Source organism: Flavobacterium fluvii (assembly GCF_900129545.1).
Lineage (GTDB): Bacteria > Bacteroidota > Bacteroidia > Flavobacteriales > Flavobacteriaceae > Flavobacterium > Flavobacterium fluvii.
On the sequence record NZ_FQWB01000003.1, the window covers coordinates 345,676 to 359,608 of the forward strand.

Annotated in this window: 14 protein-coding genes and 3 tRNA genes; 5 read left to right on the top strand and 12 right to left on the bottom strand. The window is 36.7% G+C overall.

Features of this window, described 5'->3' with window-relative positions; translation table 11 throughout:
- Positions 1-62 precede the first annotated feature (62 nt).
- Complete coding sequence (locus BUC16_RS09330; protein WP_073370047.1) at positions 63-2,003, top strand: TonB-dependent receptor plug domain-containing protein; 1,941 nt, start codon at positions 63-65, stop codon at positions 2,001-2,003.
- Positions 2,004-2,059: 56 nt separating this feature from the next.
- Here the strand turns inward: BUC16_RS09330 and BUC16_RS09335 are convergent, their stop codons facing one another.
- Both BUC16_RS09335 and BUC16_RS09340 read right to left on the bottom strand, forming a co-directional pair.
- Positions 2,060-2,680 (bottom strand): N-acetylmuramoyl-L-alanine amidase family protein, encoded by a 621-nt coding sequence (locus BUC16_RS09335; protein ID WP_073370049.1) that lies wholly within the window; start codon positions 2,678-2,680, stop codon positions 2,060-2,062.
- A 75-nt stretch (positions 2,681-2,755) separates the two neighbouring features.
- Positions 2,756-4,234: a GFO_1087 family putative carboxy terminal peptidase gene (locus BUC16_RS09340; RefSeq protein WP_073370050.1), complete on the bottom strand. Its 1,479-nt coding sequence runs from the start codon at positions 4,232-4,234 to the stop codon at positions 2,756-2,758.
- 169 nt (positions 4,235-4,403) lie between these two features.
- On the opposite strand from BUC16_RS09340, the gene BUC16_RS09345 reads away from it, so the two are divergent.
- Positions 4,404-4,721: a hypothetical protein gene (locus BUC16_RS09345; RefSeq protein WP_141226117.1), complete on the top strand. Its 318-nt coding sequence runs from the start codon at positions 4,404-4,406 to the stop codon at positions 4,719-4,721.
- Positions 4,718-5,248, top strand: a complete 531-nt coding sequence (locus BUC16_RS09350; RefSeq protein WP_073370053.1) for a GFO_1090 family protein — start codon at positions 4,718-4,720, stop codon at positions 5,246-5,248. Before BUC16_RS09345 ends, BUC16_RS09350 begins: the two co-directional genes overlap by 4 nt.
- A 63-nt stretch (positions 5,249-5,311) precedes the next feature.
- Here the strand turns inward: BUC16_RS09350 and BUC16_RS09355 are convergent, their stop codons facing one another.
- From BUC16_RS09355 to BUC16_RS09380, 6 genes are all read right to left on the bottom strand, one after another.
- Positions 5,312-5,656, bottom strand: coding sequence for a hypothetical protein (locus BUC16_RS09355; RefSeq protein ID WP_073370055.1), 345 nt, complete (start codon positions 5,654-5,656; stop codon positions 5,312-5,314).
- Positions 5,657-5,928: 272 nt separating this feature from the next.
- Positions 5,929-6,621: a DUF5020 family protein gene (locus BUC16_RS09360; RefSeq protein ID WP_073370056.1), complete on the bottom strand. Its 693-nt coding sequence runs from the start codon at positions 6,619-6,621 to the stop codon at positions 5,929-5,931.
- A 33-nt stretch (positions 6,622-6,654) separates the two neighbouring features.
- Entirely contained in the window at positions 6,655-7,956 is a 1,302-nt protein-coding gene (locus tag BUC16_RS09365) for an NCS2 family permease (RefSeq protein WP_073370058.1), read from the bottom strand.
- Between the two features lie 173 nt (positions 7,957-8,129).
- Positions 8,130-8,212: transfer RNA gene (locus tag BUC16_RS09370), tRNA-Leu, on the bottom strand.
- 43 nt (positions 8,213-8,255) lie between these two features.
- A tRNA-Lys gene (locus BUC16_RS09375) sits at positions 8,256-8,328 on the bottom strand.
- Positions 8,329-8,365: 37 nt separating this feature from the next.
- Positions 8,366-8,438: transfer RNA gene (locus BUC16_RS09380), tRNA-Lys, on the bottom strand.
- Between the two features lie 127 nt (positions 8,439-8,565).
- Here BUC16_RS09380 and BUC16_RS09385 point away from each other — a divergent pair.
- Positions 8,566-9,084 (top strand): shikimate kinase, encoded by a 519-nt coding sequence (locus tag BUC16_RS09385; RefSeq protein WP_073370059.1) that lies wholly within the window; start codon positions 8,566-8,568, stop codon positions 9,082-9,084.
- On the opposite strand, the gene BUC16_RS09390 is transcribed toward BUC16_RS09385, so the two are convergent.
- Entirely contained in the window at positions 9,076-9,576 is a 501-nt protein-coding gene (locus BUC16_RS09390; protein ID WP_073370061.1) for a phosphoribosyltransferase domain-containing protein, read from the bottom strand. The genes BUC16_RS09385 and BUC16_RS09390 overlap by 9 nt on opposite strands.
- Positions 9,577-9,650: 74 nt before the next feature.
- Positions 9,651-10,037, bottom strand: a complete 387-nt coding sequence (locus tag BUC16_RS09395) for an RNA-binding S4 domain-containing protein (RefSeq protein WP_073370062.1) — start codon at positions 10,035-10,037, stop codon at positions 9,651-9,653.
- A gap of 78 nt (positions 10,038-10,115) precedes the next feature.
- Here BUC16_RS09395 and bamM point away from each other — a divergent pair, with 78 nt between their 5' ends.
- Positions 10,116-11,225, top strand: a complete 1,110-nt coding sequence (bamM, locus tag BUC16_RS09400; RefSeq protein ID WP_073370064.1) for a BamM family beta-barrel-assembly machinery protein — start codon at positions 10,116-10,118, stop codon at positions 11,223-11,225.
- An 88-nt stretch (positions 11,226-11,313) separates the two neighbouring features.
- Here the strand turns inward: bamM and BUC16_RS09405 are convergent, their stop codons facing one another.
- A complete protein-coding gene (locus BUC16_RS09405; protein WP_073370065.1) occupies positions 11,314-12,015 on the bottom strand; it encodes a DUF2971 domain-containing protein in 702 nt (233 codons plus the stop codon).
- 31 nt (positions 12,016-12,046) lie between these two features.
- Positions 12,047-13,873 (bottom strand): ABC transporter ATP-binding protein, encoded by a 1,827-nt coding sequence (locus BUC16_RS09410; protein ID WP_073370067.1) that lies wholly within the window; start codon positions 13,871-13,873, stop codon positions 12,047-12,049.
- Positions 13,874-13,933: the final 60 nt, after the last annotated feature.

A 13,933-nucleotide genomic window follows, 5' to 3' on the forward strand; every position in this document is an offset into this window, starting at 1 on the left:
AGGTTTGGGTATGGGTCATTCTATGCTTTTCTCCCATTTTTATTATTAAAAATGTTTATTAAATGAACAACAAAATCGTTCGTATTAGTGCGTTATTCGTACTGATGACAAGCTGTGTATTTGCACAGCAAAAAGACACCATCGCGTCCAAAAATCAACTGGATGAAGTGGTAATTTCGGATTCCAAATTTGCTTTGCCCAAAGAAAAATCAGGGAAAGTGATTACCAAAATCACTTCCGAAGATTTAAAAATGAAGGAAGGACAAAGCGTGGCGACCATTCTAAATTCGGTTGCCGGTGTTGAAATCAACGGAAGCCAAAGTGCAGCCGGAAAAAATTTGGGTTACTACATTCGTGGCGGAAAAAGCAGTCAAGTACTTGTCCTTATTGATGGAATTCCGGTTACCGATGCGTCTGGAATTAGTCTTGAATATGATTTGCGTTTGCTTCCTGCGGAACAAGTGGAGAGCATAGAAATCATGAAAGGTGCTTCGAGTACTTTGTATGGAACTGGTGCTGCCACTGGTGTAATCAATATTACGTTGAAGAAAAAGGGAAAGAAATCCTTTCAAGGAAATGCGTATTGGAATGCGGGAACGTATAACACGGCATCTACTTCAAAAAAGAGTCCACAGGATTACAATCAAGGGTTTTTAGTAAACGGAAACCTGAAAAAATTCAGTTATTTTGCGTCCTTGAATAGCTCGGAAACCACTGGAATGTCACAAATTGCTTCGCCAAATGAAAACGTGTCGTATGAAGCAGATCGTTTTTCGAGAATCAACTATTTGGCAAAACTGGGTTACAAAGTCAACGACAAATTAACTTTGGACTTTTTTGGCAATTACGACAAAATCGACAATGATTATGACGGAGGTTTCGACAATACGGGAACCAACGATATTAGCCAGAATCATTCGAAATCAGAACAATCTCGATTTGGATTTTTGCCAAAATACAAATATAACAAAGGAGAATTTGTATTGAATTCCAGCTTCAACCAAATTGGACGTTCTTATAACGAATTGGATACCTATTCGGGAACGGTTGGGTATTCGAAATACGATTCCAGAAACGTAAATGTTGATGCTTACAACAAATATGAGATTACTAAATCCTTGTTTATAGTGACTGGGGCACAATACCAGTTTTTTGACATGAACAGCGTAACGCCTTATGGTGGGGTTGAAAGGGAAAGTGCCAAATTTAACATGATCGACCCTTATGTTACTGGAGTTTATACTTCAGATTTTGGGTTGAACCTGAATGCAGGTGCACGATTGAACATTCATAGCGTATACGGAAACCAATTTGTTTACAACGTGAATCCATCGTTTGATTTCAAAACATTTCCATTGAAGGTTTTGGCTTCTTACAGCACGGCTTTCGTGACGCCAAGTTTGTACCAATTGTATTCTCCATACGGTAATGCCGATTTGACGCCAGAAAAAAACAGCACTGTTGAAGCTGGTTTTGAAACGAATCTTCTAGACAAAAAAATTGTGTTTTCTGCCGTGGGATTTTATCGCGAGCAAAATAACTTTATTGGATTTTCATCGGCCTATAAATACATCAATGTTGAAGGGACGAATAAAGCAAAAGGAGTTGAAACTGAAATCAGTTTTGCTTTGAACCAAAAGTTAAAATGGATTTCGAATTATACTTTTACCCAAGTGGACAAAGCTTTGGACAGATTGATTCCGAAACATAAAGTGAATTCCTCCCTGGATTATCAACTTTGCCCAAGAACTACTTTTAACGTGAATTATCAGTATGTTGACGGTAGAAATGATGCTTTCTTTGATGGAAACACTTACGGCACCCAAAATGTTGTTTTAGGGTCTTACCAATTGGTAAATGCATCCTTGAACTATGAATTAGTAAAAAATAGATTGAACATTTTTGGTGCGGCAACCAACATTTTAAACGAAGATTTTGTTGAAAACGTTGGGTATAACACCAAAGGAAGAAACTACAAATTGGGTTTGAATTTCAAATTATAATTACATAATTTGGTTCAAAAAAAAAGGCTTTCTCGTCATTGAAAGCCTTTTTGCTTTTATTTTATACTCGAAACAAATTGAAGGATGCTTTCGGCAATTTTGTTTTGTTCCTTTTCGTTGGTGAGGTGTTTTTTATCCTTTTCATTAGATAAATAACCAAGTTCAATGAGTACTGCCGGCACAGTTGCATTTTTAATAATTGAATAGGAAGCATTTTTTATTTCTCCCATTTCAAAACTATTATTTTTAGACATTTCTGCACTTAATTTTACTGCAAAGTTATTTGATTCTTTATATAATTTCGAATCTTTATAAACGAAGAATTCCACTCCTGATTTGTCCTTGTTTGTATTGGAATTTACGTGTAATGACAAAACTAAATCGGGTTTAATTGCATTGGCAATTTCGGTTCTTTCTTTCAGTGGAACAAACACATCTGAACTTCTGGTAAAATGGATGACAACATTTTTATCTTTGTTTAAAGACTTGATTTTATTGGCGATTTGCTCGACAATTTGTTTTTCGTTGATTGAGTTTGAAACCGCTCCAAAATCATGCCCACCGTGCGCGGCATCAATAACCACGTTGATTTGCTTTGGTTTTGGATGATTAGGGTTTACAAAAGCAAAAGAAATAATTGCCGTCAAAAGCAAAAATAATTGTGTTGGTTTTTTCATGAGACTTCAGTTTTGTTAATATTGTTTATTAAGCATTAACTGATTAAATCTTGTTTTATTGTGCTGGTTCATGACCTATTCCAAAGCTTTCAATAAACCTTCGGGAGCTTTGTCAAGATACATTTGGTTTCGCAAACCATTTATGGATTTCGAATCTTTGAAATATTCAAATTGAATTCCGGGAGTGGATTGTTTTGTTCTTGCAGTTCCCGTGATTTTGCCAATGGCTAGATTCAACAAAGGTTCTGTTGTGCTCCCCAAAACATCAAGAGTGCTTAACGTTTCTTTCAATGCAAAAGTAGGTACTAAACCACTTTGATAATCGCCAAAACCTGCTCCATTCACAATTTTCAACACCAGGGGTTGCATCGCATAACGGTGGCTTGGGTTTCTGTTTTCTTTGCCGAAAGTAGGAGAATCATATAAAGTAACCGATCCAACATTTTTACCGGTAGTTAAATCACCTATTTGTACAACTGTTATGTATGGTTTCAATCCATTAATCACCAACTCGCTTGCCGAAGCCGTGCTTGCCGAAGTTAAAATATAAACTTTGGTCATGCCAACACTGTTGATGGCTGTAGTTCCCATTTTGTCGGTAAATAAATTTTTCAATGATTCAGGATCGTTGGCTGCAAAATAAGATTCTATTTTGGCGTTCCATTGTTCTTTGGAAAAAACCTGTCCCTTAAATTGTCCCGTAATCATGCTGGCCAATCTTGTTGCAGTTTGGATGGAACCACCACCATTGTATCGTAAATCAAGAACCAAATCTGTAATTCCTTGTGATTTAAGTGATCCAAAAGCATCGTTTAGTTGGGTGTCGTAATTGCCATAAAATGCATTATACATCAGATATCCAATTTTATGGGAACCAGAAACAATTACTTTATTTACCAAAATGGGATTTTCGTCCAAAATGGTTTTCGTCAAAGCGACTGTTTTTCCGTTTGGAGTGAATGCTCCACCGTTGATGTCGGCCATATTTAAAGTATAGTCGTTGTTTGAACCGAACAATAATGCTTGGTAATTGCTTACGGTAAGTTGGGTTCCATTTACGCCATAAAAAACATCACCACGTTTGATGTTTTTTGTTGATGCATTAGAATTTGGGATAATATATCTTACCCAGCCAATTATTTCTGAAGAACCGGATGATTTATAGCTCAAACCAAATTCCACACCGTTATTATTGGTCGTTCCTTGAAGCTGTCCTTCTAATTCTAAATAATCGTCGACAATCCAACTGAATCTGTCCACGGCTTGTCCTGCTGCGGGATAAAGACTTTCAGGTTTGTACAACAAGCTTTCGAATAAATTTTCCGGTTTTGGATATCCAGACAAGAAATTATTTAGTTGTGTTTGGGTGGCAAATTTGTTGTCGGATAAATTGGGTACATCGGCTTGCCATAAATAGTAAAGATTCAGTCCTTTCCAGATAAAATCATTCACTTCCAAGTTTAGCGGTGCAGAAACATCGTCATTGTCTTGACAACTTTGGAAGGCAAAAACGGTTAAAAAGAAGAGAATTATGAGTTTAAACTTTGTTTTCATATTTAGGTTTTGATGTATCAAACGTAAAATTACTAACTTTAGTTTTATTTTAAGGACTTTGTGACGAAAATAAGTTAGTTTCGTCATAATTTTGGAAGCGTTTTATAAACTTCTTTGCAAGTTTGTGAAATTAATGACTTCTTTCAGAAACAAAATTTTCCGATAGATTATGAGTAAGATGGAAACAGAAAACGGTACTCAAGAAAATGCCTTAAAACCTAAAAAACTAAATTTGGGCAAGGTTTCTATTGTTGTTATGGTTCTAGTTTTATTGGGAATAGGGACGTATGGTTATTTTAATTGTTGCGATGTTGACCAAAATAAAAATCTGGGAACCTATGATGATCCCGAAGTTGCCTTCAGGGAAACGCAAAAAGCATTGTCGATTTTGTCTGGTCATTTGAAAATTGGCATAGAAAGTGTACAGTACATTCAAGAATATGATAATTCAAAAAATTTAATTTTTAAACCACAAAAATCAAAATGAGAAAATTTATACTCACAGTAGTAATGGTATTGGTTTCCAATGCGTTTTTTGCGCAGTCCGGCTTTGATAAATATGACGGGCAAGAGGGAGTGACTTCGATAATCGTCAACAAGAAAATGTTTCAAATGATGGGAAGTGTCAAGGTGGACGCCAATGACAAGGAAACCCAACAGTATTTGAGCTTGATGAAAAAGTTGGACAACTTGAAAGTGTTTACTACCACCAATACAAAAATTGCCGCCGACATGAAATTATCTGCCGACAAGTATATGAAAACAGCCGGTTTGGAAGAATTGATGCGTGTAAACGAAAATGGTAAAAATGTCAAGATATGGGTGAAATCTGGATCGACAGCCACTAGAGCAAAGGAACTTTTAATGTTTATCGAAGATGGGAGCAAGCAAGATGAAACCGTATTGATGTCATTAACCGGAGATTTTGAACTGAGCGAAATAGCGATTCTTACAGACAAAATGAAGATTCCCGGCGGCGATGATTTGAAAAATGCAACAAAAGGGAAGAAATAGAATAATCAGTTTTAAACAACAAACAAAAAAAATGCCTCAATAATTGAGGCGTTTTTTTGTTGTTTAGATTCTGCCACCCAGCAATTTGTTGTATAAATCAATACTTCTTGCAGAAATTTGTGCCATTTTGTATTTTTTGAAAAGTATGTCAAAATATAGTTTTGATTTTTGAAAATCTTTGTCCTTGTAATAATAATTTCCCAGATACTCCAGCATTTCAATAGATTCGTAGCCTTTTTGTATTACTCTTTCGTATGTGGCATGAACATCGATTTTCGCGTATTTTTTCTTGTTTATTGTGTCGTAAAAAACGGTTTGGGAAAAAGCAGTGGATACGCCAAATAATAAAAATGAAAGGATAAAAAATCCTGATAAATTTATTTTTGATTTAGCTGTCTTTTTTTTCATATATATGCCGTTTTAATTAAGATAGGGTAGCTAATTTACAAGATTAAAACTAATACACAAATTAAATAGCTATTTTTTTAAGGATAATTGATTTATTGTCGTGTATTGTAAGTATTTATTTTCTTAATTTGGTTGGTTGGTGTACAGTACTGAATAACAGTAGGTTTTGGGATTGATTCGTTTTGTTTTGGGGTTTTTTAGAAAATTTCAATAAAATAAAAAAGGGCAACAGTATTTCGATACTTGTTGCCCTTTTGGTATAAAAAAAATCTTTAGAATGCGTATTTGGCCATAATGGTTGGGTATACTTTGAATTCTTCAAATGGAACGAAGTTGTTGCTGATTTCGATTTCAGAACCCAAAGAGAAGCTTTTGTTGAAGTTGTACAAAACTTGTGGTTCGGTCAGTAAAATCATTTTTTTGCTGGAACCGTCAACTCTATCTTCGGACCAAAAATCAAGAAATCCTCTAAGGGTTACTTTGTCGTTGAACAGGTTTTGGAACCAAACAGCCGTAAATTGTCCGTCAACTCCGGCAGATCCATGTGTGTTTTTGTATATATAGGTCGTGTTCAGCGTAAAGTTGCCTATTTTGATAGGGAGTCCTAAACCAACCAAAAAAGCGCGATTGATAGGGAATCCGAGCGCATTTTCTGGACTTCCGGCTTTGTCGTCGGTCATCAAAAAACCGTCGTTGTATTCGACATGAAAGTTCAATCCTTCGACAAGATTGTTTTTGATATTGAATTTCCTGGCAATTTCGAAATAAGCCAAGTTTGCGGAGTCAGTGCGTCCAAAGTTGTAATCGGTAAAGAAGAAAGTGCTTCCTAACTTGTCGGGCTTGAAAAATTCGAACGTGAAGGTCAGGTATTCTCTTTCGGGTAAAAAGTCGTAATGCAATTGTACTTCCTGCGCTTTGACAAAACAAGAAAACAAAAAGATGGGTAATAAATATTTGATTTTCATTGGGTTGAATATTGGGTATTCTGTAATTTGGTATTAATTCATTTGTGAAATGATGATTTCCAATATGGAAAAGAGTCCAATTCCCCACATAATTGGATGAACCTTGTCGGTGTTTTTCGTCAAAAGACAGAGAATGATGAATGATGAAAAACCATAAGCAATTCCTGAACTGATACTGTAGGTTAGTGGCATTAAAATTAATGTCAGGAAGGTGGGAACGGCTATATAAAGTTCGTTAAAATTGATTTTAATCAAGTGTTTCGCCATAAATATCCCTACCAATATAAGTGCCGGTGCTGTTGCATAAGCCGGAACAATTCCAATCAGAGGAGCAAAGAACATGGCAAGAAAGAATAATCCGGCGGTAAAAACAGAACTCAATCCAGTTCTGGCGCCATTGGCGATTCCTGCCGCCGATTCTATATATGTCACGGTACTGCTGGTTCCCAAAACACCGCTGAAAGCAGTTGCCACTGCATCAGCTTCCAAAACTTTTTTGATGTGGGGCATTTTTCCGTCTTTGTCAACCAGTCCTGCTTCCATGGAACAGGCAATCGCCGTTCCGATAGAATCAAATAGATTGACGAACAAAAATGAAAAAACAGGAGCGATGAAAGAGATTTTTAAAACCGACAAGATTTCCAATTGCCCAAAAACAGGGGTGATAGATGGAGGAGTACTTATGAATTCCGAAGGTATTTTTATGGAGTCGTCAAAGATAAATCCAAGTACGGTAGCGAGTAAAATTCCTATCAGGATGGATCCTTTTACTTTTCGGATTTCCAAAAACACCGTAACAATGAAAGCAATCAGTCCGATAACGACTGCCGGAGTGAATTTTCCCAATCCTACCAAAGTGGCTGGGTTGGCAACAATGAGTCCCATTTGTTTAAAACCGATGAAGGCAATAAACAGTCCAATTCCCGCTCCAATCGCAACCCGGAGCGATTCAGGTATGGCATCGACTATTTTGTGCCGAATTCCGAGAATGGAAATGATGATAAAGACAATCCCCGACATAGTAACAACGCCCAATGCTTGTTGCCAAGTTGCTCCATCGCTCATTACGAGAGTATAGGCAAACATCGCGTTGAGTCCCATTCCCGGCGCCATTGCAAAAGGAACATTGGCCCAGATGCCAACCAAAAGAGTTCCCACGATTGCGGCGATACAGGTTACGCTGATAAGTGCGGCTTTGTCCATTCCTGCATCAGAAAGAATGTTGGGATTCACGAATATGATGTAGGCCATTGTCAAAAAGGTGACAGTTCCGCCAATAGCTTCTTGTTTGAAAGAAGTGTTTCTTTCCCTGAGCTTGAAGAATTTTTCTAACATTGTATTTCTTTTACAGATTAATTTTGGGCAAAAAAAAACCCCACACTATGGCAGGGTTATTTTTTGTACTATTTAGTATTTGTATTTTGTAGATGATAATTTAAAATAAATTGATGCATTCAATTGTCTTTTTATGTTGCGGACAAATACTTGCTTTTGATAATTTTTAATCGTGACCACGGCGGGATTTGAACCCGCACGCCCTTGCGAGCACCAGCCCCTCAAGCTGGCAAGTCTACCGTTTCTCCACGTGGCCTTAAAAAAGAAAAGGTCAAGTAACAAATTACTCGACCTTTTAGTGACCCGACTGGGGCTCGAACCCAGGACCCCATCATTAAAAGTGATGTGCTCTACCGACTGAGCTATCGAGTCATTGCTTCAAGAAACTTATGTGTTGATCACAGATTTGTGACCCGACTGGGGCTCGAACCCAGGACCCCATCATTAAAAGTGATGTGCTCTACCGACTGAGCTATCGAGTCATATTCGTTTCTTGAATGCGGGTGCAAATATAAGGTCTTATTTTTGATTTTTCAAAGGTATTTTGTCATAAATTTGTCTTTTTTTAACAAAACCCTTTAACGCCTTAGTATTTAAGGTTTTATTCAAATGAGAAAAATAGTTTTATTAGGTTATATGGGTTGTGGGAAGTCCACAATCGCCAATAGATTGTCTAAAACAACCAATATTCCATTCGTGGATTTGGACAAAATCATCGAAGAGAAAACAAATTTGACCATAAACCAGATTTTTGAACAGCAAGGAGAAATCTATTTTAGAAAGCTGGAACACGATGTTTTTGTTGAATTATTGAATTCTCCCGAAAACTTGATAATTGGTCTTGGAGGTGGAACTCCATGCTACGCCAATAACCATGAATTGTTGAAGGGTGACAACGTTTTGTCCATTTATTTAAAAGCTTCAATAGAAACTTTGTTTGATAGATTGGTTGTCAATAAAGACAAACGTCCTCTCATTGCCAATAAAAACGAAGAAGAAATGAAGGAATTTATTGCCAAGCATCTTTTTGATCGCAGTTTCTACTACAACCACGCACAGCATAAAGTGGTGGTTGATAAAAAAACTGTTGACGAAACTGTTGCCGATATTCTGGATATTCTAGCTTAAACAAGCATAACTGTCTCCGTTTTCATCAAAAATAACTTGCACGTGTTCCAAAGAAGAGGTTGAAAGCGAGATTCCTTTAAAATCTGCTTTCACAGGATATTTTTTGTGATTTCTATCTACTAAAACCGCTGTCTTGAATTTCGTGAGGGGAACGTCCAGGAAGTGTCTCACGGCATAAATCAAGGTGGTTCCCGAGTTCAACACGTCATCGACAAGTACCAAACCTTTATTGGCATAAGCTTCTTTGGACAAAGAAGTGTTCACGGCCGATTCTGGATTTTGTTTGTTGATTCGAACTTCGCATAACGAAACTTTCAGGGTTGAAATGGTGTTCAGGGCTTCGGCGATTTTTTTGGCAAAAACATATCCATTGGAAGCAATTCCTGCAATGACAATTTCTTCTTCATCTACAAATGTTTCATAGATTTGGTAAGCAATTCTTTTGATTTTATGCTCTATTTCTTGATTCGACAGGATGATGTTCTTGTTCATTGGTATAATTTTAGAGTTCAGGTTTTAGATTTTAGAGTATTGAAATTAGTTTTGTCATTTAAATGGATTCCGTATTATTCATCATCTTTATCTTCGATTTCATTGCCAAAATCATCAATGTCGCGTCTGTCTTTTTTGGTGGGTCTTCCCGTTCCGTTTTTTCGATAATGCTCTTTGGATAATTTCAACAATTCCAAATGTTGGTAGGCTTCTGCCGGTGTTTCGTTTTTTCGATACATATCGACCAATTTAGCTCCCACACGATTTTCAGGAATATCCAGAACTGTTATGATTTGCGTGATTTGGTCTTTTCTGAAAGTGATCTTGTCTGTGGGAAAAACCTCTTTTGAAGGTTTCGCTACTTGGCCATTTACGGTGACATGATTTTTTTTGCAAGCTTCCGTCACCATATTACGCGTCTTGTAATATCGCACACACCATAAATATTTATCTATTCTCATAAATTTTCCAAAATCGAAGTTAAATTGTTTACAAAAATAAATCAAAATTGTATCTTGCGAGCTTAAAAATCAACTATAATGAACAAATTTAAGTTTTATTTTATTCTATTAATTACAACCCTCTCTATATTTTCGTGTTCAAAGAATGACAATAACGAAACAGTTGAGCCAATAAGAGATTATCAGACACAATACGACGCCGAGATTAAAATTATCGAAGAATATTTAAAAACGAATTATATCACTGTTACAAATGCTCCGGGACAAACAAGCGACCAAGATGTCGTGATTTCAAAAATAACGGACGCAGCAAATCAGCCTTCCATTATGTCTTATTTGGATGCGCCAACTTATCCAAAGCTGATAAAAGGAAAAGTAAATCTGCATAGTATTGAATATACGCTGTATTATTTAGTGTTAAGAGAAGGTGTAAAGGATGCCGTTACAGGTCTTGGAGGCGTATCACCTTGCAATGTTGACGGTGTTTTAACATCATATAGAGGAACTTATTTGTCTCAAACGACTGCTACAGATACAACCCCTTCGACGATTACTGCTACTCAATTTGAAGAAGTGGTATTGCCAAATGACTTTTTAAGTTTGTTTAGCACTATTACAGGATGGGGAGAAACTTTTCCAAAATTTAAAACTGGTAGCTATGTTTCAAATCCTAATGGAACGGTTACTTATAACGGTTTTGGTGCCGGAGTAATGTTTTTGCCTTCAGGATTGGCTTATTACGCTTCAGGTTCATTTTCCATTCCATCTTATTCTCCGTTGGTTTTTAGTTTTAAATTATATGAAATCAAACGATTAGACCAGGATAATGATGGTATTCCATCTTACCAAGAAGACGTGAGCGGCGGTGATGGATATATGAGAATCTTGGGCGTTGGTGTTGACAATCCTGATGATAGCGACAAAGATGGCATTCCTGATTTCTACGATGTTGATGATGATGGGGACAATTATACTACGCGACTTGAAATTACCAAACCGGGTGGAAGCAACCTTCTTCTTGACGGTCCGAGTGCGTATTACCCTTTTGACCCAATTGTGTCGAATCCGCCAAAAGCAACGGATGAAAAAAGAGGTGTTCCTGCTTATTCGGCAACCGGAACACCAGATTATACCTCTCCTGGCAGGAAAAGGATTCACCTTGATAAAGAACATCATACAGCTAATTAAATTGGCTTGAATTAACTAAAAAAAACCTCGAAATATTCATTTCGAGGTTTTTTTTATGAGGTAATGTGGTCAAAAATCTATGCGTAGATTATATCAAAATATCACTTTCCAAATCCGATTTTTCTATCGTGAAATCAAAACCCAATTGCTCCACTAATTGAATCACGAGGTTTTTATACCAGTTTTCTGATTTGGGGTGAATATAGATTTTTTCGATTAACTGGTTGATGTCCACGTTTATTTTTAGGCCATCATTCAATTTGGTGTTGCTTTGGGTAACATCCGAAATGATTCGAACTTCCCTTTCGTACTGGAAACTTTTTCGCTTGAATAAAAAAGGGAAAAACACGTCGTCAAACGGGATATGTTCTTTTTTGTAATCAATGTAGTTCACTTCGCCGATGAATTGGTCGAATTTTTTTTCGGGAATGACTGCATTTTGCAATCTTCCAATTGTAGATTGAATAGCCAAACCTTCACTGTTTTGGGTGAAAATTTGCCACATGGCAAAGGATTCGTATTCATTGATGTGCCAACTGCTGATGGCCACTTTTTCGCGATGCGATTTGTAATATTGTAAAAACTCGGGATTGTTTTCGGCTATTTTTTTGATTTCTTCATAAGTGGGTTCGCTAAAAGTCCCTTCGTATTGGTCTTCAAATTTATCCGAACGCGACATAAATAGTTTCTTTGACATCAACAAATCGAGAAACTTTGACAAGTCAAGGTATTTCCAAACAACAGTATTTGGATCTTCTGGAAGTGTTATGTTTTTGTTGTTCAGGTACATTTTTTAGAATCTAAATTATTAAATTCTTTATCTATTCAAAAGACTGCATTGTTACCAATTTGTTATAAGTTCCATTCAGTGCAATTAGTTCGTCGTGGGTTCCTTGTTCCACAATTTCTCCTTTTTGCATTACCACGATTTTGTCCGCTTTTTGAATGGTTGAAAGACGGTGCGCAATCACGATGGAAGTCCTGTTTTGCATCATGTTTTCCAATGCAACTTGCACGAATTTTTCGCTCTCGGTATCCAATGCCGAGGTGGCTTCGTCCAAAATCATTATAGGTGGGTTTTTCAAAACGGCACGGGCAATCGACAATCGTTGTTTTTGTCCTCCCGAAAGTTTATTTCCGCTGTCGCCAATGTTGGTGTAAATTCCAAGAGGTAAATCTTTGACAAATTCATGTGCATTGGCAATTTTCAAGGCTTCGATAATTTCGTCATCTGTTGCGTCCAATTTTCCAAGTGAAATATTGGCTTTTATGGTGTCGTTGAACAAAATGCTGTCTTGGGTAACCAATCCCATCAAACCGCGAAGCGATTGCAGATTTATGTCCTTAATGTTGACGGAATCAATGGCAATTGTTCCTTCATTCACGTCATAAAAACGAGTCAATAAATTGGCAATGGTGCTTTTTCCGCTTCCGGATTGACCAACGAGAGCTATAGTTTGTCCTTTTTTTACAGTAAGCGAAAAATTCTTTAAAACGGCTTCTTCTTCATATTTGAAGTTGATGTTTTGCAGTACAATTTCAGTGTTGAAAGTTGATTTTTCCACAGCATCAGTTTTGCTGGTTATTGGGTTTTCTTGTTCCAAAATTTCCAGAACACGTTCTGCGGCTGCATTTCCTCTTTTGATGGCATACGAAGCTTTCGAAATGGATTTTGCAGGAGTAAGAATATTGTATGCCAATCCCATATAGGTGATAAAAGCGGCACCTTTCAGGCTGTGTTCAATCAAAACCATGTGGCCTCCGTACCAAAGCAAAATGGCAATAACCATAATTCCCATAAATTCACTGGCAGGCGAAGCCAAGTTTTGGCGGTTGCCGATGCTATTCGATAAAGTAAAAAAGCGTTGTGTCGATTCTTGAAAAACTTGGTTGAAATAATTCTCGGAATTATATCCTTTTACCACTTTCAATCCTCCAAGAGTTTCTTCAATTGTTGATAAAAATTGGCCTTGCTCTTCTTGTGCTTTTGTGGATTTTCTTTTTAATTGTTTGCCTATAAGTGAGATAATATAACCTGAAACGGGGATGAAAATAAACACGAAAAGAGTCAATTGCACGCTGATGGTGACCATCGCAATCAAGGTAAACACAATCGTTAAAGGCTCTTTTACAATAAGCTCCAGGATGGACAAGAAAGAAGTTTGAACTTCGTTGACATCGCCGGAAATTCTAGCAATTACGTCTCCTTTTCTTTTTTCGGAATAGAAAGCCAATGGCAATTCAATCGTCTTTTTGTACATGGCATTTCGCATATCCCTCAAAACGCCATTTCGTAAAAAGGTGATAAAAAACATGGCCAGATAATCACATAAATTTTTCAACAAAAAGATGGTAATGATTCCTGCCACTAATATGGACAGTGTGTAACCAATTCCGTTTGTGTCGGTAATTGAAGTTAAATAATAACTTAAATAATCAGACAAATATGTTTTTAATCCTGAAAGTCCTTTATAAGTTGGAAGAATGTAATTTTTTTTCGATTGCCCAAATAAAACATCCATCATGGGCATCAAGGACACAAAAGAAAGTGTGCCGAAAACTGCATACAGAATATTAAAAAATATATTCAGGTAGGCATATTTTTTATAAGGAAGTATAAATGGAAATATTTTCTTGAAATTATTCATTTAAATTGTTTTTTACCTTCAAGACCCGACAGATATTTAAAACTGTCGGGTCTTTAGAAA

What these genes read in the sequence shown, in the direction of transcription:
- BUC16_RS09330 (WP_073370047.1), top strand. Translation starts at nt 63, where the DNA reads ATGAACAACAAAATCGTTCGTATTAGTGCGTTATTCGTACTGATGACA.
- BUC16_RS09335 (WP_073370049.1), bottom strand. Translation starts at nt 2,680, where the DNA reads ATGAAAAAACCAACACAATTATTTTTGCTTTTGACGGCAATTATTTCT.
- BUC16_RS09340 (WP_073370050.1), bottom strand. Translation starts at nt 4,234, where the DNA reads ATGAAAACAAAGTTTAAACTCATAATTCTCTTCTTTTTAACCGTTTTT.
- BUC16_RS09345 (WP_141226117.1), top strand. Translation starts at nt 4,404, where the DNA reads ATGAGTAAGATGGAAACAGAAAACGGTACTCAAGAAAATGCCTTAAAA.
- BUC16_RS09350 (WP_073370053.1), top strand. Translation starts at nt 4,718, where the DNA reads ATGAGAAAATTTATACTCACAGTAGTAATGGTATTGGTTTCCAATGCG.
- BUC16_RS09355 (WP_073370055.1), bottom strand. Translation starts at nt 5,656, where the DNA reads ATGAAAAAAAAGACAGCTAAATCAAAAATAAATTTATCAGGATTTTTT.
- BUC16_RS09360 (WP_073370056.1), bottom strand. Translation starts at nt 6,621, where the DNA reads ATGAAAATCAAATATTTATTACCCATCTTTTTGTTTTCTTGTTTTGTC.
- BUC16_RS09365 (WP_073370058.1), bottom strand. Translation starts at nt 7,956, where the DNA reads ATGTTAGAAAAATTCTTCAAGCTCAGGGAAAGAAACACTTCTTTCAAA.
- BUC16_RS09385 (WP_073370059.1), top strand. Translation starts at nt 8,566, where the DNA reads ATGAGAAAAATAGTTTTATTAGGTTATATGGGTTGTGGGAAGTCCACA.
- BUC16_RS09390 (WP_073370061.1), bottom strand. Translation starts at nt 9,576, where the DNA reads ATGAACAAGAACATCATCCTGTCGAATCAAGAAATAGAGCATAAAATC.
- BUC16_RS09395 (WP_073370062.1), bottom strand. Translation starts at nt 10,037, where the DNA reads ATGAGAATAGATAAATATTTATGGTGTGTGCGATATTACAAGACGCGT.
- bamM (WP_073370064.1), top strand. Translation starts at nt 10,116, where the DNA reads ATGAACAAATTTAAGTTTTATTTTATTCTATTAATTACAACCCTCTCT.
- BUC16_RS09405 (WP_073370065.1), bottom strand. Translation starts at nt 12,015, where the DNA reads ATGTACCTGAACAACAAAAACATAACACTTCCAGAAGATCCAAATACT.
- BUC16_RS09410 (WP_073370067.1), bottom strand. Translation starts at nt 13,873, where the DNA reads ATGAATAATTTCAAGAAAATATTTCCATTTATACTTCCTTATAAAAAA.